This window comes from Kutzneria sp. NPDC052558 (assembly GCF_044547355.1).
GTDB lineage: Bacteria > Actinomycetota > Actinomycetes > Mycobacteriales > Pseudonocardiaceae > Kutzneria.
In genome coordinates, this window is the sequence record NZ_JBIUAG010000061.1 from 1 (window position 1) to 25,364 (window position 25,364).

The 25,364-nt window shown below is 70.1% G+C and carries 26 protein-coding genes and 2 pseudogenes; 14 read left to right on the plus strand and 14 right to left on the minus strand.

Annotated features, from left to right (window positions below; all coding sequences use genetic code 11):
- Positions 1 to 152: 152 nt before the first annotated feature.
- On the minus strand, positions 153 to 923 hold the full coding sequence (locus ACIG5F_RS48105) for an IclR family transcriptional regulator (RefSeq protein ID WP_396527088.1): 771 nt from the start codon (positions 921 to 923) through the stop codon (positions 153 to 155).
- A gap of 124 nt (positions 924 to 1,047) precedes the next feature.
- Here ACIG5F_RS48105 and aceB point away from each other — a divergent pair, with 124 nt between their 5' ends.
- The gene (gene aceB, locus ACIG5F_RS48110; protein ID WP_396527089.1) at positions 1,048 to 2,562 is read left to right on the plus strand and encodes a malate synthase A; all 1,515 of its coding nucleotides are present in this window, start codon (positions 1,048 to 1,050) and stop codon (positions 2,560 to 2,562) included.
- Complete coding sequence (locus ACIG5F_RS48115; RefSeq protein WP_396527090.1) at positions 2,562 to 3,767, plus strand: DUF6986 family protein; 1,206 nt, start codon at positions 2,562 to 2,564, stop codon at positions 3,765 to 3,767. Before aceB ends, ACIG5F_RS48115 begins: the two co-directional genes overlap by 1 nt.
- A 4-nt stretch (positions 3,768 to 3,771) precedes the next feature.
- Here ACIG5F_RS48115 and ACIG5F_RS48120 read toward each other — a convergent pair whose 3' ends face one another.
- Positions 3,772 to 4,350, minus strand: coding sequence for a TetR/AcrR family transcriptional regulator (locus ACIG5F_RS48120; RefSeq protein ID WP_396527091.1), 579 nt, complete (start codon positions 4,348 to 4,350; stop codon positions 3,772 to 3,774).
- Positions 4,351 to 4,447: 97 nt separating this feature from the next.
- Between ACIG5F_RS48120 and ACIG5F_RS48125 the strand changes: the two genes are divergently transcribed.
- From ACIG5F_RS48125 to ACIG5F_RS48135, 3 genes are read left to right on the plus strand one after another with little or no spacing between them, the layout of a single operon-like run.
- Positions 4,448 to 5,524 carry an FAD-dependent oxidoreductase gene (locus ACIG5F_RS48125; protein ID WP_396527092.1) on the plus strand — a complete coding sequence of 359 codons (1,077 nt, stop codon included), beginning with the start codon at positions 4,448 to 4,450 and terminating at the stop codon, positions 5,522 to 5,524.
- Entirely contained in the window at positions 5,521 to 5,934 is a 414-nt protein-coding gene (locus ACIG5F_RS48130) for a nitroreductase/quinone reductase family protein (RefSeq protein WP_396527093.1), read from the plus strand. Before ACIG5F_RS48125 ends, ACIG5F_RS48130 begins: the two co-directional genes overlap by 4 nt.
- A 31-nt stretch (positions 5,935 to 5,965) precedes the next feature.
- Complete coding sequence (locus ACIG5F_RS48135) at positions 5,966 to 6,211, plus strand: SRPBCC domain-containing protein (protein ID WP_396527094.1); 246 nt, start codon at positions 5,966 to 5,968, stop codon at positions 6,209 to 6,211.
- Here the strand turns inward: ACIG5F_RS48135 and ACIG5F_RS48140 are convergent.
- The 9 genes from ACIG5F_RS48140 to ACIG5F_RS48180 all read right to left on the minus strand — a co-directional run bounded on the left by ACIG5F_RS48140 (position 6,208) and on the right by ACIG5F_RS48180 (position 15,260).
- Positions 6,208 to 6,810 (minus strand): GNAT family N-acetyltransferase, encoded by a 603-nt coding sequence (locus ACIG5F_RS48140; protein WP_396527095.1) that lies wholly within the window; start codon positions 6,808 to 6,810, stop codon positions 6,208 to 6,210. The genes ACIG5F_RS48135 and ACIG5F_RS48140 overlap by 4 nt on opposite strands.
- Entirely contained in the window at positions 6,807 to 7,496 is a 690-nt protein-coding gene (locus ACIG5F_RS48145) for a LuxR C-terminal-related transcriptional regulator (protein WP_396527096.1), read from the minus strand. The genes ACIG5F_RS48140 and ACIG5F_RS48145 overlap by 4 nt, the downstream gene beginning before the upstream one ends.
- A 321-nt stretch (positions 7,497 to 7,817) precedes the next feature.
- Complete coding sequence (locus tag ACIG5F_RS48150) at positions 7,818 to 8,396, minus strand: TetR family transcriptional regulator (protein WP_396527097.1); 579 nt, start codon at positions 8,394 to 8,396, stop codon at positions 7,818 to 7,820.
- Complete coding sequence (locus ACIG5F_RS48155; protein WP_396527098.1) at positions 8,387 to 9,688, minus strand: M14 family zinc carboxypeptidase; 1,302 nt, start codon at positions 9,686 to 9,688, stop codon at positions 8,387 to 8,389. The genes ACIG5F_RS48150 and ACIG5F_RS48155 overlap by 10 nt, the downstream gene beginning before the upstream one ends.
- A 207-nt stretch (positions 9,689 to 9,895) precedes the next feature.
- Positions 9,896 to 10,699 carry an SAM-dependent methyltransferase gene (locus tag ACIG5F_RS48160; protein ID WP_396527099.1) on the minus strand — a complete coding sequence of 268 codons (804 nt, stop codon included), beginning with the start codon at positions 10,697 to 10,699 and terminating at the stop codon, positions 9,896 to 9,898.
- Between the two features lie 62 nt (positions 10,700 to 10,761).
- Positions 10,762 to 12,375: an AMP-binding protein gene (locus tag ACIG5F_RS48165; RefSeq protein ID WP_396527100.1), complete on the minus strand. Its 1,614-nt coding sequence runs from the start codon at positions 12,373 to 12,375 to the stop codon at positions 10,762 to 10,764.
- A 74-nt stretch (positions 12,376 to 12,449) separates the two neighbouring features.
- A complete protein-coding gene (locus tag ACIG5F_RS48170; protein ID WP_396527112.1) occupies positions 12,450 to 13,298 on the minus strand; it encodes a PaaX family transcriptional regulator C-terminal domain-containing protein in 849 nt (282 codons plus the stop codon).
- Positions 13,299 to 13,328: 30 nt separating this feature from the next.
- Positions 13,329 to 14,141 (minus strand): fumarylacetoacetate hydrolase family protein, encoded by an 813-nt coding sequence (locus ACIG5F_RS48175; RefSeq protein ID WP_396527101.1) that lies wholly within the window; start codon positions 14,139 to 14,141, stop codon positions 13,329 to 13,331.
- Positions 14,142 to 14,150: 9 nt separating this feature from the next.
- Positions 14,151 to 15,260, minus strand: a complete 1,110-nt coding sequence (locus ACIG5F_RS48180) for a cupin domain-containing protein (RefSeq protein ID WP_396527102.1) — start codon at positions 15,258 to 15,260, stop codon at positions 14,151 to 14,153.
- A gap of 70 nt (positions 15,261 to 15,330) precedes the next feature.
- Between ACIG5F_RS48180 and ACIG5F_RS48185 the strand changes: the two genes are divergently transcribed.
- The 6 genes from ACIG5F_RS48185 (at position 15,331) to ACIG5F_RS48210 (ending at position 21,076) form a co-directional block, all read left to right on the plus strand.
- Positions 15,331 to 15,732, plus strand: a complete 402-nt coding sequence (locus ACIG5F_RS48185; RefSeq protein ID WP_396527103.1) for an acyl-CoA thioesterase — start codon at positions 15,331 to 15,333, stop codon at positions 15,730 to 15,732.
- Complete coding sequence (locus ACIG5F_RS48190) at positions 15,729 to 17,858, plus strand: FAD-dependent monooxygenase (protein ID WP_396527104.1); 2,130 nt, start codon at positions 15,729 to 15,731, stop codon at positions 17,856 to 17,858. Before ACIG5F_RS48185 ends, ACIG5F_RS48190 begins: the two co-directional genes overlap by 4 nt.
- On the plus strand, positions 17,851 to 18,813 hold the full coding sequence (locus ACIG5F_RS48195; protein WP_396527105.1) for a carbon-nitrogen hydrolase family protein: 963 nt from the start codon (positions 17,851 to 17,853) through the stop codon (positions 18,811 to 18,813). Before ACIG5F_RS48190 ends, ACIG5F_RS48195 begins: the two co-directional genes overlap by 8 nt.
- A gap of 10 nt (positions 18,814 to 18,823) precedes the next feature.
- On the plus strand, positions 18,824 to 19,747 hold the full coding sequence (locus tag ACIG5F_RS48200; protein WP_396527106.1) for an aldo/keto reductase: 924 nt from the start codon (positions 18,824 to 18,826) through the stop codon (positions 19,745 to 19,747).
- Between the two features lie 129 nt (positions 19,748 to 19,876).
- The gene (locus tag ACIG5F_RS48205) at positions 19,877 to 20,473 is read left to right on the plus strand and encodes a helix-turn-helix domain-containing protein (RefSeq protein WP_396527107.1); all 597 of its coding nucleotides are present in this window, start codon (positions 19,877 to 19,879) and stop codon (positions 20,471 to 20,473) included.
- Between the two features lie 9 nt (positions 20,474 to 20,482).
- The gene (locus ACIG5F_RS48210) at positions 20,483 to 21,076 is read left to right on the plus strand and encodes a TetR/AcrR family transcriptional regulator (protein WP_396527108.1); all 594 of its coding nucleotides are present in this window, start codon (positions 20,483 to 20,485) and stop codon (positions 21,074 to 21,076) included.
- On the opposite strand, the gene ACIG5F_RS48215 is transcribed toward ACIG5F_RS48210, so the two are convergent.
- Together ACIG5F_RS48215 and ACIG5F_RS48220 are read right to left on the minus strand one after the other, a co-directional pair.
- Positions 21,066 to 21,722, minus strand: coding sequence for a peroxiredoxin-like family protein (locus tag ACIG5F_RS48215; RefSeq protein WP_396527109.1), 657 nt, complete (start codon positions 21,720 to 21,722; stop codon positions 21,066 to 21,068). The genes ACIG5F_RS48210 and ACIG5F_RS48215 overlap by 11 nt on opposite strands.
- 93 nt (positions 21,723 to 21,815) lie before the next feature.
- Positions 21,816 to 22,358 (minus strand): ElyC/SanA/YdcF family protein, encoded by a 543-nt coding sequence (locus ACIG5F_RS48220; protein WP_396527110.1) that lies wholly within the window; start codon positions 22,356 to 22,358, stop codon positions 21,816 to 21,818.
- Positions 22,359 to 22,403: 45 nt separating this feature from the next.
- On the opposite strand from ACIG5F_RS48220, the gene pyrH reads away from it, so the two are divergent.
- The 3 genes and pseudogenes from pyrH to ligD all read left to right on the plus strand — a co-directional run bounded on the left by pyrH (position 22,404) and on the right by ligD (position 24,522).
- Positions 22,404 to 23,147 carry a UMP kinase gene (gene pyrH / locus ACIG5F_RS48225; protein ID WP_396527111.1) on the plus strand — a complete coding sequence of 248 codons (744 nt, stop codon included), beginning with the start codon at positions 22,404 to 22,406 and terminating at the stop codon, positions 23,145 to 23,147.
- Positions 23,110 to 23,589: pseudogene (locus tag ACIG5F_RS48230) on the plus strand (DNA polymerase ligase N-terminal domain-containing protein); the annotation flags it as partial. The gene pyrH and the pseudogene ACIG5F_RS48230, both read left to right, overlap by 38 nt.
- A gap of 36 nt (positions 23,590 to 23,625) precedes the next feature.
- Positions 23,626 to 24,522 (plus strand): non-homologous end-joining DNA ligase, encoded by an 897-nt coding sequence (gene ligD / locus ACIG5F_RS48235; RefSeq protein WP_396527113.1) that lies wholly within the window; start codon positions 23,626 to 23,628, stop codon positions 24,520 to 24,522.
- A 461-nt stretch (positions 24,523 to 24,983) separates the two neighbouring features.
- Here ligD and ACIG5F_RS48240 read toward each other — a convergent pair.
- Positions 24,984 to 25,364, minus strand: a pseudogene (locus tag ACIG5F_RS48240) (HNH endonuclease); the annotation flags it as partial.

Below are 25,364 nucleotides of genomic sequence, written 5' to 3' on the forward strand. Positions count from 1 at the left end.
CCGCATGGCCATTCGACCATCCCGCAGCCACCAAGATCACCATCAAAGATCAACGGTGGATCCAGGTTCAACGTCAGTATGGGGCCCTTCATGACACAAAAAGCGCAGGGAAAGGGCCGGTCGCCGGGGCCAGCGGCGTTGCTGGCGTTGGGTCAGCCGCGGGTGGCGTCCATCTCCCGGGCCAGCACCTTGGCGGCCCGGCTCAGCAGCGGCACCACCTCGTCCACGGCGATCAGGCCCATCCGGGTCTCCGGCCCGCTGATAGAGATCGCGGCGTTGGACGGGGAGCCGGGCACGGCCACGGCCAGGCACCGCACGCCGATCTCCTGCTCGCCGTCATCGACGGCGTAGCCCTGCTCGCGGATGGCCGCCAGCTCGGCCCGCATCCCGTCGACGGTGGTGATCGACCGCTCGGTCTGCGGCTTCATCTTGGCCCGGGCCAGCACCTGCTCCACGGTCTCCGCGGGCAGCTGGGCCAGGATCGCCTTGCCCACGGCGGTGCAGTGCACGTCGACCCGCCGCCCGACCTCGGTGAACATGCGCATGGAGTGCCGGGACGGGGCCTGGGCCACGTACACGACCTGGTCGCCGTCCAGCACGGCCATGTTGGAGGTCTCGCCGGTGACCTCGGTCAGCTCGGCCAGGTAGGGCCGCGCCCACGCGCCGAGGGTGCGGCTGGCGGTCTCGCCGAGCCGGATCAGCCGCGGGCCCAGGGCGTAGCGCCGGGACGGCTGCTGCCGCACGTAGCCGCCGCCGACCAGGGTGCGCATGATGCGGTGGATGGTCGGCAGCGGCAGCCCCGAGCTGGCGGCGAGCTGGCTGAGCGCGACCTCGCCGCCGGCCTCGGCCATCAGCTCCAGCAGCTCGAAGGTGCGCTCGACCGACTGCACACCGCCCTTGCCCCCGCCCTCCACGTCACCCATGACTCGGCCCCTCACCCTCGCCGTCGCTCGTCGTGCGATCAGCGTCTCCCTGTACTTGGCTGGACCCCAAGGGTAGCGTGCAGGACGACCGTTCTGGAAGAAAAACTCCACGATGAGGAAAACCGTGCCTGAGATCCTGACCCCGGAGGCGGTGGATTTCGTCACCGACCTCAACCGGAGGTTCGCCCCCCGCCGCGACGAGCTGATCGCCGCCCGCGCCGCCCGGCGTGGCCAGAAACTGGACTTCCTGGCCGAGACGGCCCACATCCGCGACGCCCAGTGGCAGGTGGCCGAGGCGCCGCCGGCGCTGGTCGACCGCCGCGTGGAGATCACCGGGCCGACCGAGCGCAAGATGGCCATCAACGCGCTCAACTCCGGGGCCAAGGTGTGGCTGGCCGACCTGGAGGACGCCAACACCCCGCACTGGCACAACGTGGTCTCCGGCCAGGAGAACCTGTACGACGCCGTGCGGGGCACCATCGTGCACACCTCGCCCGAGGGCAAGCACTACGCGCTGCGCTCCGACGTGCGGCCGGCGACCATCGTGATGCGGCCCCGCGGCTGGCACCTGGACGAGCGGCACATCGACGTCGACGGCCGGCCCGCGGTCGGCGCGCTGGTCGACTTCGGCCTGTACTTCTTCCACAACGTGCGGGAGCTGCTGGCCCGCGGCAGCGGCCCCTACTTCTACCTGCCCAAGATGGAGAGCCATCTCGAGGCGCGGCTGTGGAACGACGTCTTCACCTACGCGCAGGAGAAGCTGGGCATCCCGCACGGCACCGTCCGCGCCACCGTGCTGATCGAGACCGTGCCGGCCGCGTTCGAGATGGAGGAGATCCTCTACGAGCTGCGCGACCACGCCTCCGGTCTCAACGCCGGCCGCTGGGACTACCTGTTCAGCCTGATCAAGACCTTCCGGGACGCGGGCGAGGAGTTCGTGCTGCCGGACCGCAACACGGTCACCATGACCGCGCCGTTCATGCGGGCCTACACCGAGCTGCTGGTCCGCACCTGCCACAAGCGCGGCGCGTTCGCCATGGGCGGCATGGCCGCGTTCATCCCCAACCGGCGCGACCCCGAGGTCACGGCGGCGGCGCTGGAGAAGGTCCGGGCCGACAAAAGCCGCGAGGCCGGCGACGGTTTCGACGGCTCGTGGGTCGCGCATCCCGACCTGGTGCCGGTGTGCCAGGAGGTGTTCGACGAGGTCCTGGGCAAGCGCCCCAACCAGTTGGACAAGCTGCGCCCCGAGGTGAAGGTCACCGCCGACCAGCTGCTGGACGTCAAGTCCACGCCCGGCGAGGCCACCTTCGCCGGCGTCCGGTCCGCGGTCGACGTGGGCGTGCGGTACATCCAGTCCTGGCTGTCCGGCAACGGCGCGGCCGCCATCCACAACCTGATGGAGGACGCCGCCACCGCCGAGATCTCGCGGTCGCAGCTGTGGCAGTGGGTGCACAACGGCACCGTGCTGGCCGACGGACAGGTCGTCACCGCCGAACTGGTGCGGGAGGTGCTGGCCGAGGTCAAGGCCACGCTGTCCGGCGACCACCTGGACGAGGCGAGCGACCTGTTCGAGCAGGTGGCTCTGGACGACGAGTTCGTGGACTTCCTGACGCTGCCGGCCTACGCCAAGATCGACTGATGGATCTCGACAAGCTGGTGTCCGAACTGGACAGTCAACTGTCCGATGTGGACGCCTTGCGGGACCGGCTCTATCCGGGCGCGACCGGGGTCCGCCAGCCCGTGCACACCGTGTACGTGCCGGCGGACCAGGTCGGGCCCGGCCTGGTCCGGTCCTGGGGTGCTCGGGCGCTGGGGGCGCTCGACGAGTTCGCCCCCGACGCCGGGGCGCTCACCGACGCCACCGGGGTCGATTCCGTTGGCGTGTACGACCTTCTGCGTTCGAAGCTGGCCCGCGAGCCGATCGAGGATCTTCGGATCGACTTCGAGGACGGCTACGGCTCGCCGGCCGACGAGGTCGAGGACGCTCATGTGCTCACGGCCGCCTCGGTGCTCCGAGAAGCGGCCAGTCCGTTCTCCGGCATACGTGTCAAGGGGTTCGAGCCGGCCGGGCGTCGCCGGGGCGTGCGGACGTTGGCGTTGGTGTTGGAGGCGCTGGATCCGTTGCCGCCCAACTTCGTCGTCACCCTGCCGAAGGTCACCTCCGTGGAGCAGGTCGAGTCCATGGTGTGGCTGTGCACCCAGCTGGAGCGCTTCCCCGGCGAGCTGCGCTTCGAGCTCCAGATCGAGACCACGCAGGCGGTTCTCGGTCCCGACGGCGCGGCCACCGTCGCCCGGATGATCCACGCCTCCGACGGCCGCTGCGCCGGATTGCACTACGGCACCTACGACTACAGCGCCGCCTGTGGTGTCACCGCCGCGCACCAGTCCATGGAGCATCCCGTCGCCGACCATGCCAAGAACGTCATGCTCCTGGCCGCCGCCGGCACCGGCGTGCAGATCTCCGACGGCTCCACCAACATCCTCCCGGTCGGCGACGCCGCCGCCGTCCGCGCCGGCTGGCGGCTGCACACCCGCCTAGTCACCAGGTCACTCGAACACGCCATCTACCAGGGCTGGGATCTGCACCCGCACCAGCTCCCCACCCGCTTCCTCGCCACCTTCTCCTTCTACCGCAACGCCTTCCCACAGGCCGCCGCTCGACTCCGGGCCTACCTGAGCAAGACCGCCGGCGTCTTCCTCGACGAGCCGGCCACGGCCCAGGCCATGAGTGCCGCCTTGGTTCGCGGCATGGACTGCGGGGCCTTGACGGTGGCCGAGGTGGAGGCCGCCGTCGGCGTCGACCGCTCGGTGCTGGACGGCTTCGCCCGCCGCCGGGTGGGCTAGCGGCTCAGTCGGCCAGCACCGCGCGCAGGCTGTCGACCAGGGATTCGGTGGGTGGCATCGTGTCGGGCTGCTGGGTCTCGCACAGGAAGACTCCCGTGCTCAGGGCCAGTATCGCCCAAGCCATCCCGGAGACCAGGGCCGGGCGGCTGTCGGGATGCAGCCGCGTGACCAGGGCCGTGACCGCCTCGTGCAGGGCGGCCGTGGCTTTCCGGTAGCCGGACCGAATGTCGGGATTGCTGGCGGCCTCGGCCCAGATCTGGATGATCAGCGGCGCGGTGTTGTCGGTTTCGGCCAACTCGCGGTGGATCAGGTCGATGATCTCCGCGGCCCGCGGCGGCGGCTGGGCGTCGACCGCCTTGCGCAGGGCCCCGACCACCCGGTGCAGCGCCGTGTCGGCAAGGGCCTCGATCAACGCGTGCTTGCCGGGGAAGTAGCGGTAGACCGCGCCGGCGGACAGTCCGGCCTCGGCGAAGATGTCGGGCATCGTCGTCGGGTGGAAGCCGTTGCGCGCGAAACAGGTCGCCGCCGCGTCGAGGATCTGTTGGCGGCGCGCGTGGAGGTGCTCCTGGGATACGCGAGGCATGGCTGAGCCTAGCTTGACGGTCGGGAGGACGACTGGCCATAATAAAGAACGAACATTCTTTTTCTTTGGGCGAGTGTCACTGGGGAAGGGACACGGCATGACCAACCGAGTTCTCATCATTGGCGCGGGCCTGACCGGCCTTGCGCTGGCCGCGGGACTGCGCCATCGCGGCGTGGAGCCGGTCGTCGTCGAACAGGCCCCAGAGATCATGGAGGCGGGCTGGGCCATCGGGCTGACCGACCGCCATCTCACCGCGCTGGACCGGGTCGGACTCGTGGACCGGGCCGGGTGGCCGGGCGTGCGTCCCGAGCGGCACCTGTTGTTCGATCTGCGCACCGGGTTGTTGGAGCACGTCAACGAAGCCCAGCTGCCTCTGGTGTTCTCCCGCTCGGAACTGCAACTGTCGTTTCTCCAGCCGGTCGCCGACCTGGTGCGCACCGGGGTCCGGCCGGCGGAGCTGGTCGACCTCGGGGATGGCGTCCGGGTTCGCTTCGACGACGGCAGTTCGGCGACGTTCGACGCGGTGATCGGCGCCGATGGCATCAACTCGTGGACTCGCCGGGTGGCGTTGGACGGTCCCGAGGCCGGTTACACCAGCTGCGGGGTCGTGCGCTTCCATGTGCCCAATGTGGACAGTCTCCGGGTGGCCGCGCTGGGCATCGGCGACGGGGCGGCGCTGGCCTACTTCGTCATCAACGGCGGGAAGACGCTGCACGGCATCGTGTTCCTGCCCGGGCCGCCCGGCAACCGCGCGGAGCTCGGTCTCGCCGAGTTGGCCGACCTGTTCCCCGGCGCTCCCGGGCCGCTGGCCAGCCTGTGCCGGCTCATGCGAACGGACGCGCGTGCCTTCTACACCAACATCAACGAGGCGGTCGTCGAGCGCTGGACCCGCAACCGCGTCGCGGTGATGGGCGATGCCGCGCACGCGATGTCGCCCATGCTGGGCCAGGGCGCCGGCGTCGGATTCGAGGACGCCGCGCTGTTGGCCGACCTGCTGGCCATGCCTGACCTGCCCGTCCCGCAGGCCCTGGCCAGCTATGAGCGGATCCGCAAGCCCGCGGCGCAGCGAGTGCAGCGGCTGGCCCGGCACACGACCGAGATCGTCGGTTCGGATCCCGACAACTACTTCAGCACGCTGCTGAGCAGCGTCGACCCGAAAGCGGTGTCCGTGTGAAGTTCACCGACATGAACCCGAAGGTGATCGCCCAGTTCCGGGGCGGCGGGAAGATCGACGGTCTGCCCGAAGGAGCCCGGGAGGGCCTGCTGTTGCTGACCACCGTGGGACGGCGCAGTGGACGCCGCCACACCACGCCGCTGGGCCGGTTCATCCGGGACGGTGAGATCTACCTGGCTGCCGGCAACGGCGGCGAACCGGGCGACCCGCACTGGTACCTCAACGCCAAGGCTGATCCGCGCGTCACCGTGGAGACCAGTCGCGAGACCTACCGGGCGACCCTGGTCGAGGTCGACGACGAGCATCGAGCCCGCCTGTGGCCGAGCTTTGTCGCCGAGCATCCCCAGATCGCCGGCTACGAGGAGACCTCGGGACGGGTCATTCCGATTCTCCGGCTGGCGCGGGTCTGAGCCTGCCCCGACGCCGATGACACTTAGCCTCGTGGCTCAGTATTCGGCTCAGGTGGACGAGGTGTTCGTGGCGTTGGCCGACCCGACGCGGCCGGCGGCGCCGGCCCCGGTGGCCTGCACGGCGACGATCACGCTCGCGGATCATCCGGACGGCACCGACTACCGGGTGATCGTCCGGCACGGGGACCCGGAAGTCCGGGCCCTGCACGAGAAACTGGGCTTCGAGGAGGGCTGGGGCACGGTCACGGCCCAGCTGGCGGCGCTGGCCGATGGCTAGGAATCGGTGGACCGCCCCAGGTAGGTGAGCACGCCGGCGTCGGGCACGTCGATCACGTGGAAGCCGAGCCGGTCGTAGAACGCCCGCGCGGCCACGTTCGCCGTCACCATGCCCAGGTGCACGGCCGGCGCCCCGCGGCCGGCCAGCGCGGCCAGGAACGCGGTCATCAGCTCGCGGCCCAGACCTTTGCGTTGGTACGCCGGCAAAAGGTCGATGTGCAGGTGCGCGGGATAGGCGGCCAGCTCGGGGACGATCATCCGCTCCGGGGTGTGCAGCAACGCCAGCATCTCGTCGCTGGGCGTGTCGATCGCGGCCGGCGCGGGGTAGCGGCCGGCCACCGTGGGCAGCCATTCCTGCCGGCACCGCCGCACGAACTCCCCGGTGTCGGCGGTGCCGATGATGTAGCCCACGGCCCGGGACCCGTCGTCGACGACAAAGGCGAGCGACGGGTCCAGCGCCACGTACGGGGCGAGGAAGATGGTCGGCATCAGATCCTGGTCGGGATACAGCTGCCGGGCGTCCCCGCCCGCGTCGGCCGTCCGCACGCAGACGTCGTACAGCGACGGCAGATCCTCGGGCGCGAAGGCTCGTAACCTCATGCCTGCATTGTGCCCAGTCCCGCCTCTCGCGCGAGCACGATCGCCTCGGCCCGCGATGCCGTGCGCAGCTTGGTGAAGATGGCCGACAGGTGGTTGCTGACGGTCTTCGGCGACAGCCGCAGCTGCCGCGCGATCAGCTGGTTGGACAACCCGGCGGCGACCAGGTTGAGCACCTCGCGCTCGCGCCCGGTCAGGCCCGGGAACGGCATCGTGGCCACCCCGAGCGGCCGCGACACCAGCCCCAGCAGCCGGTCGGCTGCGGCCCGGCCGAAGATCATCTCGCCGGCGGCCACGCCCTGGATCGCCCGCACGATCTCGTCCCGGGTGGCCTCCTTGTGCAGGTAGCCCCGCACCCCGGAACGCATCGCCGCGCGCAGCGAATCGTCGTCGTCGTTGGACGTCAGCGCCAGCACCGCCACGTCCCGCGCCGACCGTTGCAGCTCGGCCAACACCGTCTCGGCGTCGACCAGGTCGAGCACCAGCACGTCGGGCCGGTGCAGCAGCACCTCACGCACTGTGTCCCGCGCGGTGGCGGCCTCGGCCACCACCTCGAAGGCGTCGCACAGCACCCGCAGCCCGAGGCGCACCACCGGTTCGCTGCTGGCCACGGCCACCGTCAACCCCTGTGTGACGGTGCGCCGTGCCGGTAGCGTGAGGACGGCTCCCGCGGCCGCCCTGTTGCTCATCGCCATGTCGTACCCCCAAGTCCCTAGCGAGCTTGACGCTAGGGCAAGGCGTTCATATCCCGTTCAAATCCATCGACGGGGCGTATGAGCGGCAATTTTCGGGATGACCGTTTGCGGGGCCTGACCTGGGACTTTACCATTCTTTGGGCATTTTATCGGCATTGCTGTCGGGCCGTTGATTCGAAGGCGTCCCTGGCCGCCATGACCTCCTCGACGCCGGCGCCGCCGGGCCCGAACCCGTGCGCTCCACCCGCGTCGCCCGCGCCTACCCCGCCGACAACGACGCCCACACCCGCGCCGGCGTCCGCGGCAAGGTCGTTCTCACGTTCTGAGCAGGCAGGTCAGGGCCAGCGCGGAGCGGCGGAAGTACTCCTGGTCGACCGTGCCCGGCTCCAGGACGGCGCGGTTGACCAGGCCGCCGAGCAGGGCGGCCAGGGCTGGGGCCAGCTGCTCGGCCTGCTCGGCGGTGACATGGCCGTCCCGGCCGACCAGGAGCTTGGCCAGGCGGTCGGACGTGGTCAGGGACATGACGGTGGGGTCGCGCAGCATGAGGCCGGCCAGCTCCAGCTCGAAGGCGAAGCGGCGGCGGGCGTCCGACGCGGTGGCGACGAGGTAGAAGGCGTCGGCGCAGCCGGTGAGGACCTCGTCCAGGGACAGGCGGGGATCGGACAGCTCGGCCAGCAGGCCGTCCAGCTCGTCGGCGTGGCGGGCGACGACGGCCAGCAGCAGGTTCCGCTTGCTGCCGAAGATGGAGTAGACGGCGCCGGTGGTCAGGTCGGCCCGTTCGGCGATGTCGTCCAGCCGCGCCTGCTGGTAGCCGCGGTCGGCCATCTCCACCAGCGCGGCGTCGATCAGCGCGTCCCGGTTGCGCTGCCGCGACTGCGACCGGGTCAACCGCATGATGCCAGCCTTCGCACCACCGCCAGCGCCGCCTCGGCCTGCACGGACACCAGCTGCCGCACCGGAAAGGCGTCCTGCGACAGCTCGCTCTCGGCGGCGGCGCACCAGGTGTCGAACAGCTCGTCGAGGTGTCGCTTGACGGCGCGGGACTCCGGCGGCTGGTTGCCGGCGGCGTGCTCGACGGCCAGCTGCCGGCGCATCATGCCGCTGGCCCGTAGCCGCAGCATGTGCACAACTGTTGACGCCGCAAAGACTTCAGCCACGGTCGCCGGGCGCGCCGGGGTGCGCTCGGCCATCACGTCGTTGGCGGCGGCCGCCGACGCGGCGGTGGCCAGCTGGTCGGCGATGGAGGTCCGCATCGGCGACGGCACCACCAGCAGCGGCCGGATCTCCTCGTACAACTCGGACAGCACAGCCCTATCGTCCCGCAGTTCGGTCGCCGTGTGTCGGAGACTGTCCGCGTAGGACCGGCCGGAATCGGAGACGTCGTCGGACCGGCGGTCGCGCCAGAACGGGACCTCGGTGATCAGGGTGGTCGTGCCGTGCCGCTCGGCGTAGTGCGCGCTGGAACCGCCGTGCCGCACCGCGTCCCGGGTGCCGCGGGCCGCGACCTCGATCAACGTCTCGGCCGGCGGCATCAGGTAGACGGCCGGGGCGGCGGTGGCCCAGCCCAGCGTGTCCACCGGTCCCAGCGACAGCGGCACGCCCTGCTCGGCCGCCACCGCGCCGAGATCCTCGGCCATGCCCGGCAGCCCGCCGTTGAGGATGAAGAAGACGCCGCCGAAGTCGGCGTTGTGCAGGGAGTACTGGAACCGCGGGCGTAACTCGTCGATCACCCGGGCCAGCGCCTGGGTCTCGGGCAGCATGCGGTCGAAGAAGGCCCGCTCGTCCAGCACCGGGAACGTCCATTCGGGCTGGTCGACGTAGGCCGGGCGGTAGAAGTTCTCGTGGTAGCTGCGAATGGTCAGCGGCCCGGGGAACCAGCCCTCGTTCAGCCGCGTGCCGTCCGGGTCGATGCAGGGCACGAAGTGCCAGCTGAAGTCCAGGCCCTCCCGCAGGCCCGGCGTCGTCGCCACCCTTGTCGCCAGCTCCAGCACGGTGTGCAGGCCGATCGGCTCGTTGGGGTGCGGGCAGCCCACCACCAGGGCGTTGCGCGTGCCGTGGCCGACCGACAGCATCCGCAGCGGCTCGCCCAGCCGGGAGGTGCCGATACGCCGCGTGCGGCACACCTCCGGCAGGTCGGCGGCCAGCTTCTCGACCTCGGAGACCACCTGGTCGACGGTCGGGATCACGAGCCACCTCCACGGTAATCCGACTACTGCCGTAATCACATTACCGAGGACGGGGTGGCTCCAAAACCGTGCGATGATCACGGCGAAGTCCTGTTAACCAGGGGGATCCGGTCCAACCTAGTCGTCGCCGCCGCCATCGCGACCCTGCCGGCGCTCGGCATAACCGGTTGGCCTAGGGCGTCGGTCCTGGGCGCCCGGGCGATGGTGCTAGCGCTTGCGGGCGACGCCGACGTAGAGGCCTTCGGGGCCGGGCTCCGGGCGGCCGGCGTCGGGCCGCCAGATCGGGGAGTCGACCAGGCCGGGCTCGACGAGCTCGAAGCCGTCGAACAGCGCCAGGGTGTCCTCGTAGCTGCGGAAGTACAGGGGATCCTGGCTGTTCTTCATCACCTCGACGACCCCGGCCATGGCCACGGGATCGTGGTCGGCGGTCAGGTGGGACAGGGCGAAGTAGCTGCCGGCGGGCAGGGCGTCGCGGTAGGCCGCGACGACGCCGCGCGGGTCCTGATCGTCGCGCACGTAGATAAGGGAGGCGATCATCAGCAGCCCGATGGGCCGGTCGAAGTCCAGGAACTCCCGGGTGAGCTGGTTGTCGAGCACGTCGCCGGGCCTGGTCAGGTCGGCGTCGAGAACGGCGGTGGCGGCGTTGTCGGCCAACAGCATCTGGCTGTGGGCCACGGCGACCTCGTCGTAGTCCACGTACAGCACGCGGCAGGCGGAATCGGCATCCTGGGCGATCTCGTGCACGTTCCCGTAGGTCGGGCTGCCGGAGCCGAGGTCGAGGAACTGGGTGATGCCCTGCCCGACGAGATAGCGCACGGCCCGCCGCAGGAAGGCGCGGTTGGCCGAGGCCACCTGCCGGGCGGTCGGCAGCAGCTGGATCACCTGCTCGGCCAGGTCGCGGTCGACCTTGAAATTGTGCGCCCCGCCGAGCAGGTAGTCGTACACCCGGGCGGCGCTGGGCAGGGTGACGTCGACGTCCTTGGGGCCCCAGCCGGCCTCGTTGGCAGACACCGTTCACCTCTCGCAATCGTCGGCGCTGCCCGGCAGCCTACAGCTGGCCCAATCCAGACCAATCAGGGTCGCCCGGATGGCGGCATCGATCGCAGACGGTAGCGTTGCACCTTGCCGGTCGCGGTGCGGGGAAGGGCGTCCACGAACACGACTTCGCGCGGGTACTTGTACGGGGCCAGGGTGCGTTTGACGAAGTCCTGCAATTCGCCGGCGGTCACCGTGCTGTCCGCACGCGCCACGACGAAGGCCTTGACCACGGCCCCGCGCTCGGCGTCGGGGGCGCCGATCACGGCCACGTCCACCACGTCGGGGTGGTCCAGCAGTGCGGCCTCCACCTCGGGCCCGGCGATGTTGTAACCGCTGGAGACGATCATGTCGTCGTTGCGGGCCTCGAACCAGTAGTAGCCGTCGGCGTCCCGGTGATAGCTGTCCCCGGTCAGCGTCCATCCGTTGTGGACGGTGGTGCGCTGGCGCTCGTCGGACAGGTACCGGCAGCCGGTCGGCCCCTTGACGGCCAGCCGGCCGGACACCCCGTCCGGCACGGGATCGCCGTTCTCGTCCAGGATCACGGCGTGGAAGCCGGGCACCACGCGCCCGGTGGCGCCGGGGCGGATCTCCTCGTCGGCGGCGGCGATGTAGATGTGCAGCATCTCGGTGCCGCCGATGCCGTTGATGATGCGGATCCCGGTCTGGGCCAGGAAGTCCTGCCAGGTGGCGGTGGGCAGGTGCTCGCCGGCCGACACGCAGCGCCGCAGTCCGGTCAGCGCGGAAGCCTTGCCGGCGGCCAACATCGCGCGATAGGCGGTCGGCGCGGTGAACAGCACGGTCACGTGGTGCTCGGCCACGGCGTCGGCCAGCTCCACCGGGGTGGCCCGCTCCAGCAGCAGGGTCGAGGCCCCGGCCCGCATCGGGAACAGCACCAGGCCGCCGAGGCCGAAGGTGAAGCCGATCGGCGGCGAGCCGGCGAACACGTCGTCCTGGGTGGGGCGCACGATGTGCCGGGAGAAGGTGTCGGCGCAGATCAGCAGATCCCGGTGGAAGTGCATGGTGGCCTTGGGTTTGCCGGTGGTGCCCGAGGTCGGCGCGAGAATGGCCACGTCGTCGGCGGCGGTGGCGACGCTGGTGAACGTGTCGCTTGTGGACGATGCCAGCGCGGTCAGGTCCTCGGGTCCCGGGCCGCCGTAGCCGAGCACCGGCAGCTCCGGCGCGCCCAGCGTCAGCTCGTCGAGGAAACGGTGATCGCAGATGGCCAGGTCGGGCTTGGTCAGCTCGACCAGGTCGGCGATCTCGCGGGACCGCAGCAGCGGCATCGTGGTCACGGCCACGCCGCCGGCCTTGAGCACGGCGAACCACGCCGCCACCAGCCACGGATTGTTGGGTCCCCGCAACAGAACGCGGTTGCCGGGTCGTAGTCCACAGTGGTCGGTCAGCACGTGCGCGGCCCGGTTGGCCGCGCTGAGCAGGTCGCCGTAGGTCCAGACGCCGGTCTCGGCGCGCAGGCACGGCCGGTCCGGGCCCAGCCGCCGCACGGTGTCGTCCAGCAGCGAGTCGGCGCAGTTGAGCCAGTCGGGGTAGTGCAGCTCCGGACGGTCGAAGACCAGGTCCGGCCAGGCGTCGCCGGGCGGCAGGTGATCCCGGCAGAAGGTGTCCTCGTGCGCTGATCTGATTACCCGCATCGGCAGCACCTCTTAGGTGGGGGTGACACCAGTATGCATCGCCGCTGACGACAGTCAAGAGAACGCGATAAAGCTCAGGCGATGGCCGCCTCGACATGCGCCCGCGCGCCGTCCTCCAGACGTTCACGCATGGCGAAGAACAGGTCGGCCGCGCGCGTGCCGACCCAGTCCACGGGCAGAAGTTCCGCCGGCAGACCGGGATCCAGGTACGGCAGCCGCCGCCACGACGTCAACACGCGCACGTAGTCCACGAACGCCTCGCGGCCCTCGCCGGACCGCTTGCGCCGCCACCGCTGCCACACCGGCTCGTGCTCGTCCAGGAACGCCGCGTACTGCCGCTCCAGCTCGTCGAAGTCCCACCAGTGCCGCATCTTCGCCGCCACGTCGCCGAAGGACAGGTGGTCGGCCCGGAACAGATCGGCGTAGCCGTCCAGGTCCTGCTGCCGCAGCATCGCCGCGGTCGCGTGGTGCAGGTGCGCGGGCGCGATCCACACGCCGGGCGCGGCCGTGCCGAAGCCCAGCCGGGTCAGCTGGGACCGCAGCACGTGCCGCTTGTTGCGCTCCGACTCCGGCACCGAGAACACGGCCAGCAGCCAGCCATCGGCCAACGTCGAGCGGTCCCGGCGGAAGATCCGCTCGTCGCCCTCGCGCAGCACGGCGAGGCCCTCCTCGGACAGCGCGTAGCCGGCGGCGCCGCCGCGCCGCTCGGCCGCGAGAATGCCGCGCCGCTTCAGCCGCGAGATCGAGGAGCGCACCGCCGGCTCGTCGATGTCCAGATCCGCCAGCAGTGCGATCAGCGACGCGACCGACAGCCACCCGCCGTCCGCCCGCGCGTACAGGCCGTACACGGTGACGATGAACTGGCGCGGCTGCGCCGACCGCGCGCCCTCACCGTCGGTGAAAGCCTCCCCAGCCGCTGTGATCGCCATGCCGGCAAGATAGCAGCGGGGCTGTCAACGTGCGTCCACGACAGGATTTCGCAGCGTCCCGATGCCCTGCACGGTCGCCTCCACGACGTCCCCGGGGCGCAGGAACTGCTGCGGCGTGAAGCTCGCGCCCACGCCGGCCGGGGAACCCGTGGAGATCACGTCGCCCGGCTCCAGGGTCATGCCGGCGCTGATGTCGGCGATCAGTTCAGGGATTCGGAACAACATGTAGCGGGTGTTGGACTTCTGCTTCACCTCGCCGTTCACCCGCAGCGACAGGTCGAGGTCGTGCGGGTCGGCGACGTCGTCGGCGGTGCGCACCGCCGGCCCGAACGGGGCGTAGGAATCCTGGCCCTTGGAGTAGAACCACTGCCCGGACCGCCGCTGGTCGCGGGCGCTGATGTCGTTCATGACGCTGTAGCCGAAGACATACGACAGCGCGTCCTCGGGCCGGACCCGGCGCGCGGTGCGGCCGATGATCACCGCCAGCTCGCACTCCCAGTCCAGCTGCTGGGTCAGGTCGCCGTTGTGCTGGATAGGCTCCTCGGGGCCGACCACCGCGGTGGCCGGCTTGCTGAACAGCACCGGCCGCTGCGGCAGCTCCTTGTCGGTGTCCAGGGTTCGGGCCGACTCGGCGACGTGCTCGGTGTAGTTCAGCCCGATGCCGACGATCTTGCCCGGCCGCAGCGGGGCGTGCAGCGTGACATCGGCCAGCGGGTGTCGGACTCCGGTCTCGGCCCCACAGTCCAGAATGGACTCGCCGGCCGTCTCGAAGACTTCGTTGTCCCTGAGGACTCCGACCCGTCGCCGGCCGTCGATCGAGTACGTCACTAGCAGCATCGGATTCCCCTATTCGACGGGCTGGTGGCCGTTGTTGTCCGGATAGGACTCCTCACGCCAGAAGGCGAGCGAGCGCATCACCGGGAAGTCGTTGTAGGAGAACAGGACGGCGTCGTCGGTGACGCTGCCGTTAGCGTGCTCGTGCCACGCCCACGACGGCACGCAGAACACGTCGCCCTCCTGCCAGTCGTATCGAGTGCCGGCGATCACCGAGTGCCCGCTGCCCTTGGCCACCGTGTACATCACGGAACCGGTGTGGCGGTGGGCCTTGGTGGCCTCGCCCGGCCGCAGCAGCTGGAGGTGCGCGCTCATGGTCGGCATCACCGAGCCGCCGGTGAGCGGGTTGCTGTACTCCAGGATGATGCCGTCGTAAGGAGATCCATCGCTGGCCGCGGCGACGTCCAGCAGTGCTGGATAGGTTCGCTCCCACGGATAGGCGAACAGCGGCGAGTACCGCTTGTCCCACGTCTCGTAGCCGAAGGGCCGCAGCTGCCCGTGGCCGTAGGTGAGCAGCGAGGAGTTCACCACGTCGCCCTGCTTCTGGTACACGTCCGGGTGCACCTCGTAGAAGCCGGCGTCGTGCGCGTTCACGAGCGGGATGTCCAGGCCGTCCTGCCAGATCACCGGCTCGTCCGAGCCCTCGTTGCCGTGCTCGTGCCAGGTCCAGTTGGGGGTGATCGCGAAGTCGCGCGGCCCCACCTTGAGCTTCTGCCCGTCGACCACGGTCCACGCGCCCTGGCCTTCGAGCACGAACCGCAGCGCGGCGGCCTGGTGCCGGTGCGCGGTCATCGACTCGCCGGGGCCCATCACCTGCAGGCCGCTGTAGAGCAGGCCCACCGACGCGGAGATGTCCTTGCGCCCGGGGTTGACCAGCATCACCACCCGGCGGCCGGCGTCGTCCCCGCTGACCAGGCTCAACGCCTCCAGCACCAGCGGCCGCAGCTCCCGGTACGACCAGAGCGTCGGCACCGACTTGGGCTGCGGGTACCAGGGTTCGATGTCGTTGGCGACCGTCCACAGCGCACCGGCCTGGTGCGTGTCGAGTTTCGCGTAGTACGTCTTGAGATCGTCCGTGTCGACCACCCGCGCGCGGCCGAGCACGTCATCGCTGAGGGTCATGCCGTTATCTCCTTGTCTTGACGGTCGTCATCGTCGCGCTATACCGTGAGGGTGTCAAGGGAGGCGTGGCATGCCCGAAGTGACGATCGAACGCACCGTCGAGTGGTACGACACCGACGCGGCCGGCCACCAGCACCATTCGGTGATACTGCGCTGGGCCGAGGCCGCCGAGGCCGAGTTGTTGCGTCAACGGGGCGTGGCGTGGCTGTTCGGCCGCACGCCCCGGGTCCGGCACGAGGTGAACTACCGGTCCCGCCTGTGGTTCGGCGAGGCGTGCAAGACCCGGTTCTGGGTGGACAGCCTCGGCCGCACCTCGCTGACCTTCGCCTTCGAGGTGCACGGCCAGAACGGCTTGGCCGCCAACGGTTCCGTGGTCGTCGTGCACGCGGAACCCGACCAGGGCAAGGCGACGCCGTGGCCGGACGAGGTCGTGGAAGCCCTCGGTTCGATCGACGCGGGAGGCCGGTCGTGAGCAGGTACGCGGTCATCGGCGGCGGCCCGGCCGGGCTGTACTTCGCCGCGCTGGCCAAGAGTCTGGACCCCACGCGCGAGATCACCGTGTGGGAGCGCAACGCCGCCGACGACACCTTCGGCTTCGGCGTGGTGTTCTCCGACGAGACCCTGGACGGCATCGCCGCCGCCGATCCGGTGATCGCCGCCGCGATGGAGGCGGAGTTCGCGCGCTGGAGCGATATCGACATCCACTACCGAGGGCGGGTGGAGACCTCCGGCGGGCACGGCTTCGCGGCCATCGCCCGGATGCGCCTGTTGCAGATCATGCAGCAGCGCTGCCTCGACCTCGGCGTGGACGTCCGGTTCCAGTCGGTCGCGCCCACCGCCGCCGAGCTGTCGGCGGAGTACGACCTGGTGGTGGCGGCCGACGGCGTCAACTCCCTGACCCGCACGGCGTTCGCGGACGTTTTCCAGCCCTCGCTGGACATGCGCGACTGCCGCTACATGTGGCTGGGCACCGACCGGGTGTTCGAGGCGTTCACGTTCATCATCGCCGAGACCCCGCACGGCCCGATGCAGGTGCACGCCTACCCGTTCAGCAACGAGCGCAGCACGTTCATCGTCGAGATGACCGAACGCACCTGGGCCGCCGCCGACCTGACCGACGAGTGCGGACCTGCCCGGCTGACCGAACTGCTGGCCGATCATCTCGGCGGGCACAAGCTGATCACCAACAACTCCAAGTGGCTGCGCTTCACCACCGTGCGCAACCAGACCTGGCGGCACAACAACATCGTGCTGCTCGGCGACGCCGCGCACACCGCGCACTTCTCCATCGGCTCCGGCACCAAGCTGGCCATGGAGGACGCCCTGGCCCTGGCCGCCAACATCCAGCGCCACAACGACATCGCGACCGCCCTGGAACGCTACGAGGCCGACCGGCGGCCGGTCGTGCACTCCACCCAGCGGGCCGCGCAGGCCAGCCTGGAGTGGTTCGAGACGATCGAGCACGCCGTGGGCAAGGAGCCCGAGCAGTTCGCCTTCAACCTGCTCACCCGCAGCCGCCGCGTCACCTACGACAACCTGCGGCAGCGTGATCCGGCCTACGTGTCGCGTTTGGACAACTGGTTCGGCGACGGCAACCCGCCGCTGTTCCAGCCGTATCGGCTGGGCGATCGGCGGCTGCGCAACCGAATCGTCAGCGCGCCGATCACTCTCGACGCCGCCGTCGACGGCGTGCCCGGCGACGTCGAGTTCGCCCACCTCGCCGGCAAGGCCCTGGGCGGCTCCGGGCTCGTGCTCACCGGCCGGACCGCCGTCGAGCCCGAGGGGCGCAAGACCGTCAACTGCACTGGTCTGTACAGTTCGGAGCAGGTCGATGCCTGGCGGCGGATCACCGACTTCGTGCACGAGCACACCGGCTCCCTGATCGGCGTCCAGCTCAACCACGGCTCCCGCGACCTGAACCGGCCGGTTCAGGAGATCGCCGCCGCCTTCGCCCGCGCGGCCCGTCACGCCGCCGACGCCGGCTTCGACGTCATCGAACTCCAGGCCGGACACGGCAACCTGATCTCCGCGCACCTGTCGCCGCTGACCAGCCCACGCATCAACCGGGAGTTTCCCTTGCGAGTGCTGGAAAGCATGCTGGGCGAGCTGCCGGTCATCGTGCGGATCTCGGCCGTCGACTGGGCTCCCGGCGGCACCACCATCGAGGACGCCGTCGAGACCGCCGCCGCCTTCATGGCCGCCGGGGCCGCCGCGATCGACGTCTCCAGCGGCGAAGTCGTGCCGCACGAGAAACCCTTGTACGGCCGCAGTTACCAGACCCCGTTCGCCGAGCGGATCCGGGCCGATGTCGGCGCCCCCACCATCGCCGTTGGCGGCATCTCCTCGGCCGACGACGCCAACTCCATCGTGCTGGCCGGCCGGGCCGACCTGGTCGCCATCGGCCATGCCCAGCTGCACGACCCGTCGTGGCCGCTGCACGCCGCCGCCTCGCTCGACTACGCCGGCGAGGGCGCGTTCTGGCCGGCCATGCACCGCGCCGGCAGCGGCCGCCCGCCGTCGGCCGGCCGGGCCCGCCCGCAGCTTTCCCTTCGGGACAAAGAGGATTCGTTGCACCGACGCTGGAGGACCAATGGATGAGTTCCCTCGGTTCACCGCTGCCGCCGTGCAGGCCGCCCCGGTCTACCTGGACGCCGCCGCCACCGTCGACAAGGCCGTGTCGCTGATCCACGAGGCCGCGCGCAACGGGGCGTCCCTGGTCGCGTTCCCCGAGGTTTTTGTGCCCGGCTACCCGTACTGGAACTGGACCATGAACCCGGTCGACGGTTCCCCTTGGTACGAACGGCTTTACCGCTCCGCCATCGACGTGCCCGGCCCGCACGTCGAGACCCTCTGCTCCGCTGCGGCGGCCGCCGGCTGCACCGTCGTCATCGGCGTCAACGAACGCGGTCCGCACAGCCTCGGCGTGCTGTACAACAGCATTCTCACCATCGGACCCGACGGCGCCCTGCTGGGCGTGCACCGCAAACTCGTGCCCACCTGGGCCGAGAAGCTCACTTGGACCAACGGCGACGGCAGCTCGCTGCGCGTGCACCAGACCCCGATCGGCCCGCTCGGGGTCCTGGCCTGCGGCGAGAACACCAACACCCTGGCCCGCTTCACCCTGCTGGCCCAGGGCGAGCTGGTCCATGTGGCCAGCTACATCTCGCTGCCCGTCGCCCCCGCCGACTACGACATGTCCGAGGCCATCGCCATCCGCACTGCCGCCCACTGCTTCGAGGGCAAGCTGTTCTCGCTGGTCTCGTGCTCCACCATCACCGAGGAGATGATCGAGATCGCCGCCGGCGACAGCCCTGTCATCGCCGAGCGCATGCGCCGCAAGCGCAGCGCCCTGTCCGGCGTCTTCGGCCCCGACGGCCGCCCGCTGGTCGACCCCCTCGTCGACGAGGAAGGCATCGTCTACGCCGAGATCGACCTGGCCCGCTGCATCCAGCCCAAGCAGATGCACGACATCATCGGCCACTACAACCGCTTCGACGTCTTCAACCTCACGGTCGACACCACCCCCCGAGCGCCGATCACCTTCACGACATAGGGTCGGTTGTATGACCACAACCATCGGTTCGCTCTCGGTCGGGCCGCTCTGCCTGGGCACCAACATCTTCGGCCGGGCGGTGGACAGCCCGGGGGCCGGGCGCATCCTGGACGCCTTCGTGGCCGGCGGCGGCGACTTCGTGGACACGGCCGACCTGTACGGGGGCGGCCTGTCCGAGACCTACATCGGCGACTGGCTGGCCGCGCGGGGCGGCAGGCACGACGACGTGGTGATCGCGACCAAGGTGGGCTACCCGCAGAACGAGGTGTACAAGGACCTCAAGCCGGCCACCATCCGGGCCGCGGTCGACGACAGCCTTGGCCGGCTGCGGATCGACACCATCGACCTGCTCTACACCCACCACGACGACGAGACGGTCAGCGTGGCCGACATCATCGGCACCCTGGACGACCTGGTCAAGGCGGGCAAGGTGCGGGAGATCGCCGCCTCCAACGTCTCGCCGGAACGGCTGACCGAGTTCATGGAGTTCTCGGCGGCCGAGAGCAAGGCGGCCTATGTGGCGTTGCAGCCGCACTACAGCCTGATGTCCCGGGACACCTACGAGGGCCCGCTGGCCGACGTGTCCGAGAAGTTCGACCTGGCCGTTTTCCCGTACTTCGCGCTGGCCATGGGCTTCCTCACCGGCAAGCACCGGCCCGGCGTGACGGTGGACGACTCGGTCCGCACCAGCGGCGTCGCCCAGTACGTGAACTCCGAGCGGGGTGCCAAGGTCCTCGCGGCCCTGGACGCCATCGCCGCCGACACCGGCGCCGAGCTGGCGTCCATCGCCCTGGCCTGGCTCAGCTCCCGTCAGCAGGTGGCCGCCCCCATCGCCAGCGCCCGCAAGCTCGACCAGCTCCCGCCCCTCCTCGCCGCCTCCTCCCTGACCCTCACCCCCACCCAACTCGACTCCCTCACCACCGCCTCCGCCTAACCCCCGTTTTGACGCTTGGAAGGGGGCTTTCCTCCACTCCGAGTGGAGGAAAGCCCCCTTCCAAGCGTCGGTGGTGGCGCGGAGCGTGCTGGATTGACAAGGGGGGTTGCCGAAACTGCAATGGGGGGCATGAGCGACGAGCTGGAGCAGGTGCTGATCGAGGTGGGGCCCCGGCTGCGATCCCTGCGCGAGCGCCGCAACATCACGCTGGCGGCGCTGTCCAAGGCGACCGGCATCTCCGTCAGCACCCTGTCCCGGCTGGAGTCGGGCGGCCGTCGCCCCAGCCTGGAACTGTTGCTGCCGCTGGCCAAGGCCCACCAGGTGCCGCTGGACGAGCTGGTCGGCGCGCCGCCGACGGGGGACCCGAGGGTGCACCTCCAGCCGATGCGGCGCGGGGACGAGACGGTGATCCCGCTCAACCGCCAGCCGGGCGGCCTGCGGGCGTTCAAGCACATCCTGCCGGCCGGCAGCCGGCTCAAGCCCGAGCCCCGCACCCATGAGGGCTACGAGTGGCTGTACGTGCTGACCGGCCGGCTGCGGCTGGTCCTCGGCGAGCACGACGTGGTGCTGAAGGCGGGCGAGGTGGCGGAGTTCGACACCCATGTGCCGCACTGGTTCGGCAACGGCGACGAGCGCCCGGTGGAGTTCCTCAGCCTGTTCGGGCCGCAGGGGGAGCGGATGCACGTCCGCGCCGCGCCCAAGGGTTCTGGAGTGGATGGTCGGTAAACTGGGAACATGCTGACCGCCAAGGGACAGGCGACGCGCGACCGGATCGTCACGGCCGCCTCGGAGCTGATGTTCGAGCGGGGCGTGGCCGGCACCAGCACCGAGGACGTGCAGGCCGCGGCCGGCGTCAGCACTTCCCAGATCTACCACTACTTCCGGGACAAGAAGGCCCTGGTGCGCGCGGTGATCGCGCACCAGACCGAGGTCGTGGTGGGCCACCAGGAGGCGCTGCTGGCCGAGCTGGACTCGATCGCCTCCCTGCGGGCGTGGGCCGACGCCATCGTGCAGATCCAGCAGGGCCTGGGCTGCAAGGGCGGCTGCCCGATCGGCTCGCTGGGCGCCGAGGTCGCCGAGCACGACGCCGAGGCCCGCGCCGACGTCAAGAACGGCTTCGAACGGTGGGAGCGGGCGATCCGGGACGGCCTGCACAGCATGCGGGACAAGGGCGAGCTCAGCCGCGAGGCCGACCCGGAGCGCCTGGCCGTGGCCCTGCTGGCGACGTTGCAGGGCGGCCTGGCCATGACCCAGGTCCGGCGCGACACCGTGGTGCTGGAGATCGCGCTGGACCAGGCGATCGATCACATCGAGACGTTCACGCGGTGATCGAGTCGAGTGCGGCGAGGATGTCGGACACCTCGCTGCGGGTCGTGTAGTTGGGGTGCACGTCGATCCACCGGATCACGCCTTCGGCGTCGAGCACGACCGTGGTGGGCATCGGCAGCGTGGTGGTGCCGTCGGCGTTGACGGCGGTCAGATCCAGGCCCATGGCCAGCTGCGACTCGCGGGCCCCGTCGCTCGGCGCGGTCAGGATGCCGAGTTGGCCGGCGATCTGGTTGCCGGGGTCGGACAGTACTGCGTAGTTCAGTTCGTTGGCCTCCTGCGCGCTCAGCGAGCCGTCCGGCTTCTGCGGGCTCACCGCGACCAGGGCGGCGCCCCGCGATTCGAGCGCCGGCACCAATTCCTGCTGGTACGCCCGGAGGGCGAGGTTGCAGTACGGGCACCAGCCGCCCCGGTAGAACACCACGACCGCCGGCTTGCCCGCGGTGGCGGCGGTGAGCGTGGTCGGCGTGCCGTGGGCGTCCAGCAGGTCGCCGTCGGGCATCGCCGAGCCCGGCTTGGCCACCTCGGCCGGCGTGCCGGCAGCGTCCAGCGCGGCCTGCTCCTGCGCGAAGCGGGCGGCGACCTCCTCCGGCATCCGGCCGGCCATGCCCTGGTGCATCTCCTCGACCCGTGACGCGATCGACGTCATCGTTCCCCAGCCTTCCATTTTTGGAGTGTCCGCTCCATTCCACTCCGTCGACTTTTGGAGTGTCAACTCCAAAATCTTTCGGGTTGCTTACGCTCAGCAGGAGGTCTGGAAGACCAGGGCCTTCACGCTGGCCGCCCACTGGTAGGGGATCTGCCGGAACCAGTCCCACCATGGCAGCGGCGCGGACGCGACCGAGATCGTGCCCGGGAAGCAGCGGCTGACCCGCAGCTGGGCCCGCAGGGCGTGATCGGGCGTGGTCACGATGATCACCGACTGCCAGTGCCGCTGGGCCGCGATCTCGCCGATGAAGCGGGCCTCGCCGACCGTGGTGCCGGGATCGGGGGTGAAGCAGAGCACCTCGACGCCCGAGGTCGCCGGCAGGCAGCGGCTCGTGCCGGCCTCCGAAGGCACCGTCGACTGCGCCACCACCGGGGCCCGGCCGGCCCGGACCAGCGCCATCGTCGTGGCGTCCCGGTTACCGGGGCCGGCCAGCTCGATGATCGCGTCCGCGCGGGCCGGCAGCGGGGCCAGATCGGGCAGCACGAACAGCCGCACCGTCGCCACCGTGAACACCACCAATGCCAGCACCGCGACCACGGCCAGCTTGCGACGCCAGGTGGTGACCGGCTGCTCCATGTCCGGTACATCGCCGCGACGACGCCGGCCGCTACCCTCGCACCCGTGCGCCGTGTCGTGGTCAAACTGAGCGGGCGGGCCATCGCCGGCCCCGACGAGTACGGGTTCAGCGCGGCGGCGCTGGACCACCTGGCGTCCGAAGTGGTGTCCGTGCGCCGCCTCGGCATTCAGGTGGCGGTGGTGGTCGGCGGGGGCAATGTGTTCCGGGGCAACCGATCCGAGTCCTGGGGCATCGACCGGGTCGAAGCGGACAACATCGGCATGCTCGGCACGGTGATCAACAGCCTGCTGCTGCGCGGCCGGCTGACCGCCCTGGGCGAGGACGACGTGCGGGTGATGACCGCGGTGCCGATCGACGCCGTCGCCGAGCCGTACATTCGGCTGCGGGCCGTGCACCATCTGGAGAAAGGGGCCGTGGTCATTCTGGCCGGCGGGATCGGGCAGCCGTTCCTGACCACGGACTATCCCAGCGTGCAGCGGGCCGTCGAGATCGGGGCGGACGCGCTGCTGGTGGCCAAGCACGGCGTCGACGGCGTCTACGACAGCGACCCCAACAAGCATCCCGAGGCGCTGCGCTTCGACCGGCTCACCTACGCGCATGTGCTGGACAAGGAACTCGGCGTGATGGACCAGTCCGCGTTCATCCTGGCCCGCGACCACAAGCTGCCGCTGCACGTGTTCGACATCGAGCGGACCGGCGTGATGGCCGCGATCTGCGGCGGGCAGCGCCTGGGCACCTACATCGGGCCGGATGTGGATCGTTCGGTGCACGCGCGCGATCGGCGGTAGCCTGGCTCCCGTGGCCGACCTCGGCGAGTACCGGCGGAAGCGGGATGCGCGGCGCACCCCGGAGCCGGTGCCGGCGGAGGGGCCGTTGCCGGCCGGCGACGACGATGTTTTTGTGGTGCAGGAACACCATGCCACCCGTCTGCACTACGACGTGCGGCTGGAACGGGACGGCGTGCTGGTGTCGTGGGCCGTGCCCAAGGGGCTGGTCATGAGCCCCGGCGCGGTGCGGCTGGCCGTGCACACCGAGGACCATCCCATGGAGTACGCCTCGTTCGAGGGCGAGATTCCGCGCCGGGAGTACGGCGGCGGGCATGTGTCCATTTGGGACCGCGGCACCTACGAGACGCACAAGTGGACCGACCGCGAGATCGACGTCACCTTCCATGGTTCCCGTTTGGACGGACGATTCGTGTTCATCCACAAGGAGGACAAGGACTGGCTCGTCCGCAAGCGCGGCAAGCAGGCGTCGACCTCCACCATGGTCGAGGTCGAGGGCCGGCGGCTGAAGCTCACCAACCTGGAGAAGGTGCTCTATCCCGCCGACGGCTTCACCAAGGCCCACGTCATCGACTACTACCGCCAGGTCGCCCCGTACCTGCTGGCTCATCTCGCCGAGCGGCCGGTGACCCTCAAGCGCTTTCCCGACGGCGTCGACGCCCCGTCCTTCTTCGAGAAGAACGCCTCCCGGCAGGCGCCCGAGTGGCTGCGCACCATGACCCTGCCCACCCCCGGCAGTTCCAAGGGGGCCGAGACCCTCGACTTCGCGATGCTCGACGACCTGCCCGGCCTGGTCTGGGCGGCCAACCTCGCCGCCCTGGAACTGCACGTTCCACAGTGGACCGTCGGCCCCCGTGGTGGCGTCCGCGACCCCGATCTGCTGGTCTTCGATCTCGACCCCGGCCCCGACACCACCGTCGTCGACTGCTGCCGGGCCGCCGAACTCATCCGCTCCCTCGTGGAGGCCGACGGCCTCACCGCGTTTCCCAAGACCAGCGGTTCCAAGGGGCTGCAACTGTACGTCCCGGTACGGGTAGGCAACCCCGAACGCACCTCCGCCTACGCCCGCGCCATCGCCCAGCGCCTCGCCGCCGAGGACCCCTCCCGCTACGTCGCCGTCATGGCCAAGGCCCGCCGCTCCGGCCGGGTTTTTGTGGACTGGAGCCAGAACAACCCCGCCAAGACCACCATCGCCCCCTACTCCCTGCGGGCCCGCGAACACCCCACCGTGTCCACGCCCGTCACCTGGCGCGAGGTCGAACGCTGCCGCCACCCCTCCGACCTCACCTTCACCGCCCCCGATGTGCTCGCCCGCCTGGACAAACACGGCGACCTGCTGGCCGACCTGCACAAACAGCCGGGCCGCCTCCCGCGCTGAGGTGGTGCAGCTGGCGGTGCGTGCGTGAGTGGGTTATTCGCTTCTGTCGGCCAGCCAAGCTGTTCAGGTGCATTGCCGCTTGGGGGTGGGGTTGTGGTTTGGGTGCTTGTGCGGCGCGGTTGCCGGGGGTGGGGTTTGCTTTTGTGGGGTGGGGGCGTTGTTCGGTTGGAGATGGGGTGGGGCGGTGGGTTGGGGGCTCCGGGTGGATTTTGTGTGGAGGCCTCTGGGCGATGGCGTATCAAGGCGCTATCGGGCAGGCTCCGCCTGCCTCGATACGCAAGAAGCTTATGCCATCGCCCCCCTCCACACAAAATCCACCCTCCGATTGTCGAAGCGGAAAGTCTGTGTGGCCGACTGCTTTTGCGGGTTGCCGGCTTTGTGTTGTTGGAGGGGTGTTTCGGTCCGCTGTGGAATTGTCAAAGAACAGGCGCGGTAGGCGGTAGGGTGGGACTGCGTGGTGGTCAGTACTGGTGGGGTTGGGTGGTGTAGTGGCGGCCCTGGGGAGTGACCCAGTGCAGGGTGCCGTCGTCGTCGAGGGTGACGGTGTGGTCGGCGTGCTTGAGGTGGTGGTGGTGTTGGCAGTAGCCCTTGAGCTGGTCCGGGTTGGTTTTGCCTTTCGGCCAGGGGATGGTGTGGTCGATTTCCTGGATGGGGTTGACGCAGCCGGGGGCGCAGCAGGTGCCGCCGTCGCGGAGCTTGGTGAACTCCCGACAGCGGGCTGGGGGCTTGTAGAGGTGGGTGGCCATGGCGGCGGCCCGCTGGTACTCATCGAGCAGGACGCCGCGCCAGGGGCCGAGCATGGCGAGTTCGCGGGCGGAGTCGGCGCTGATGGGGCCGTAGCC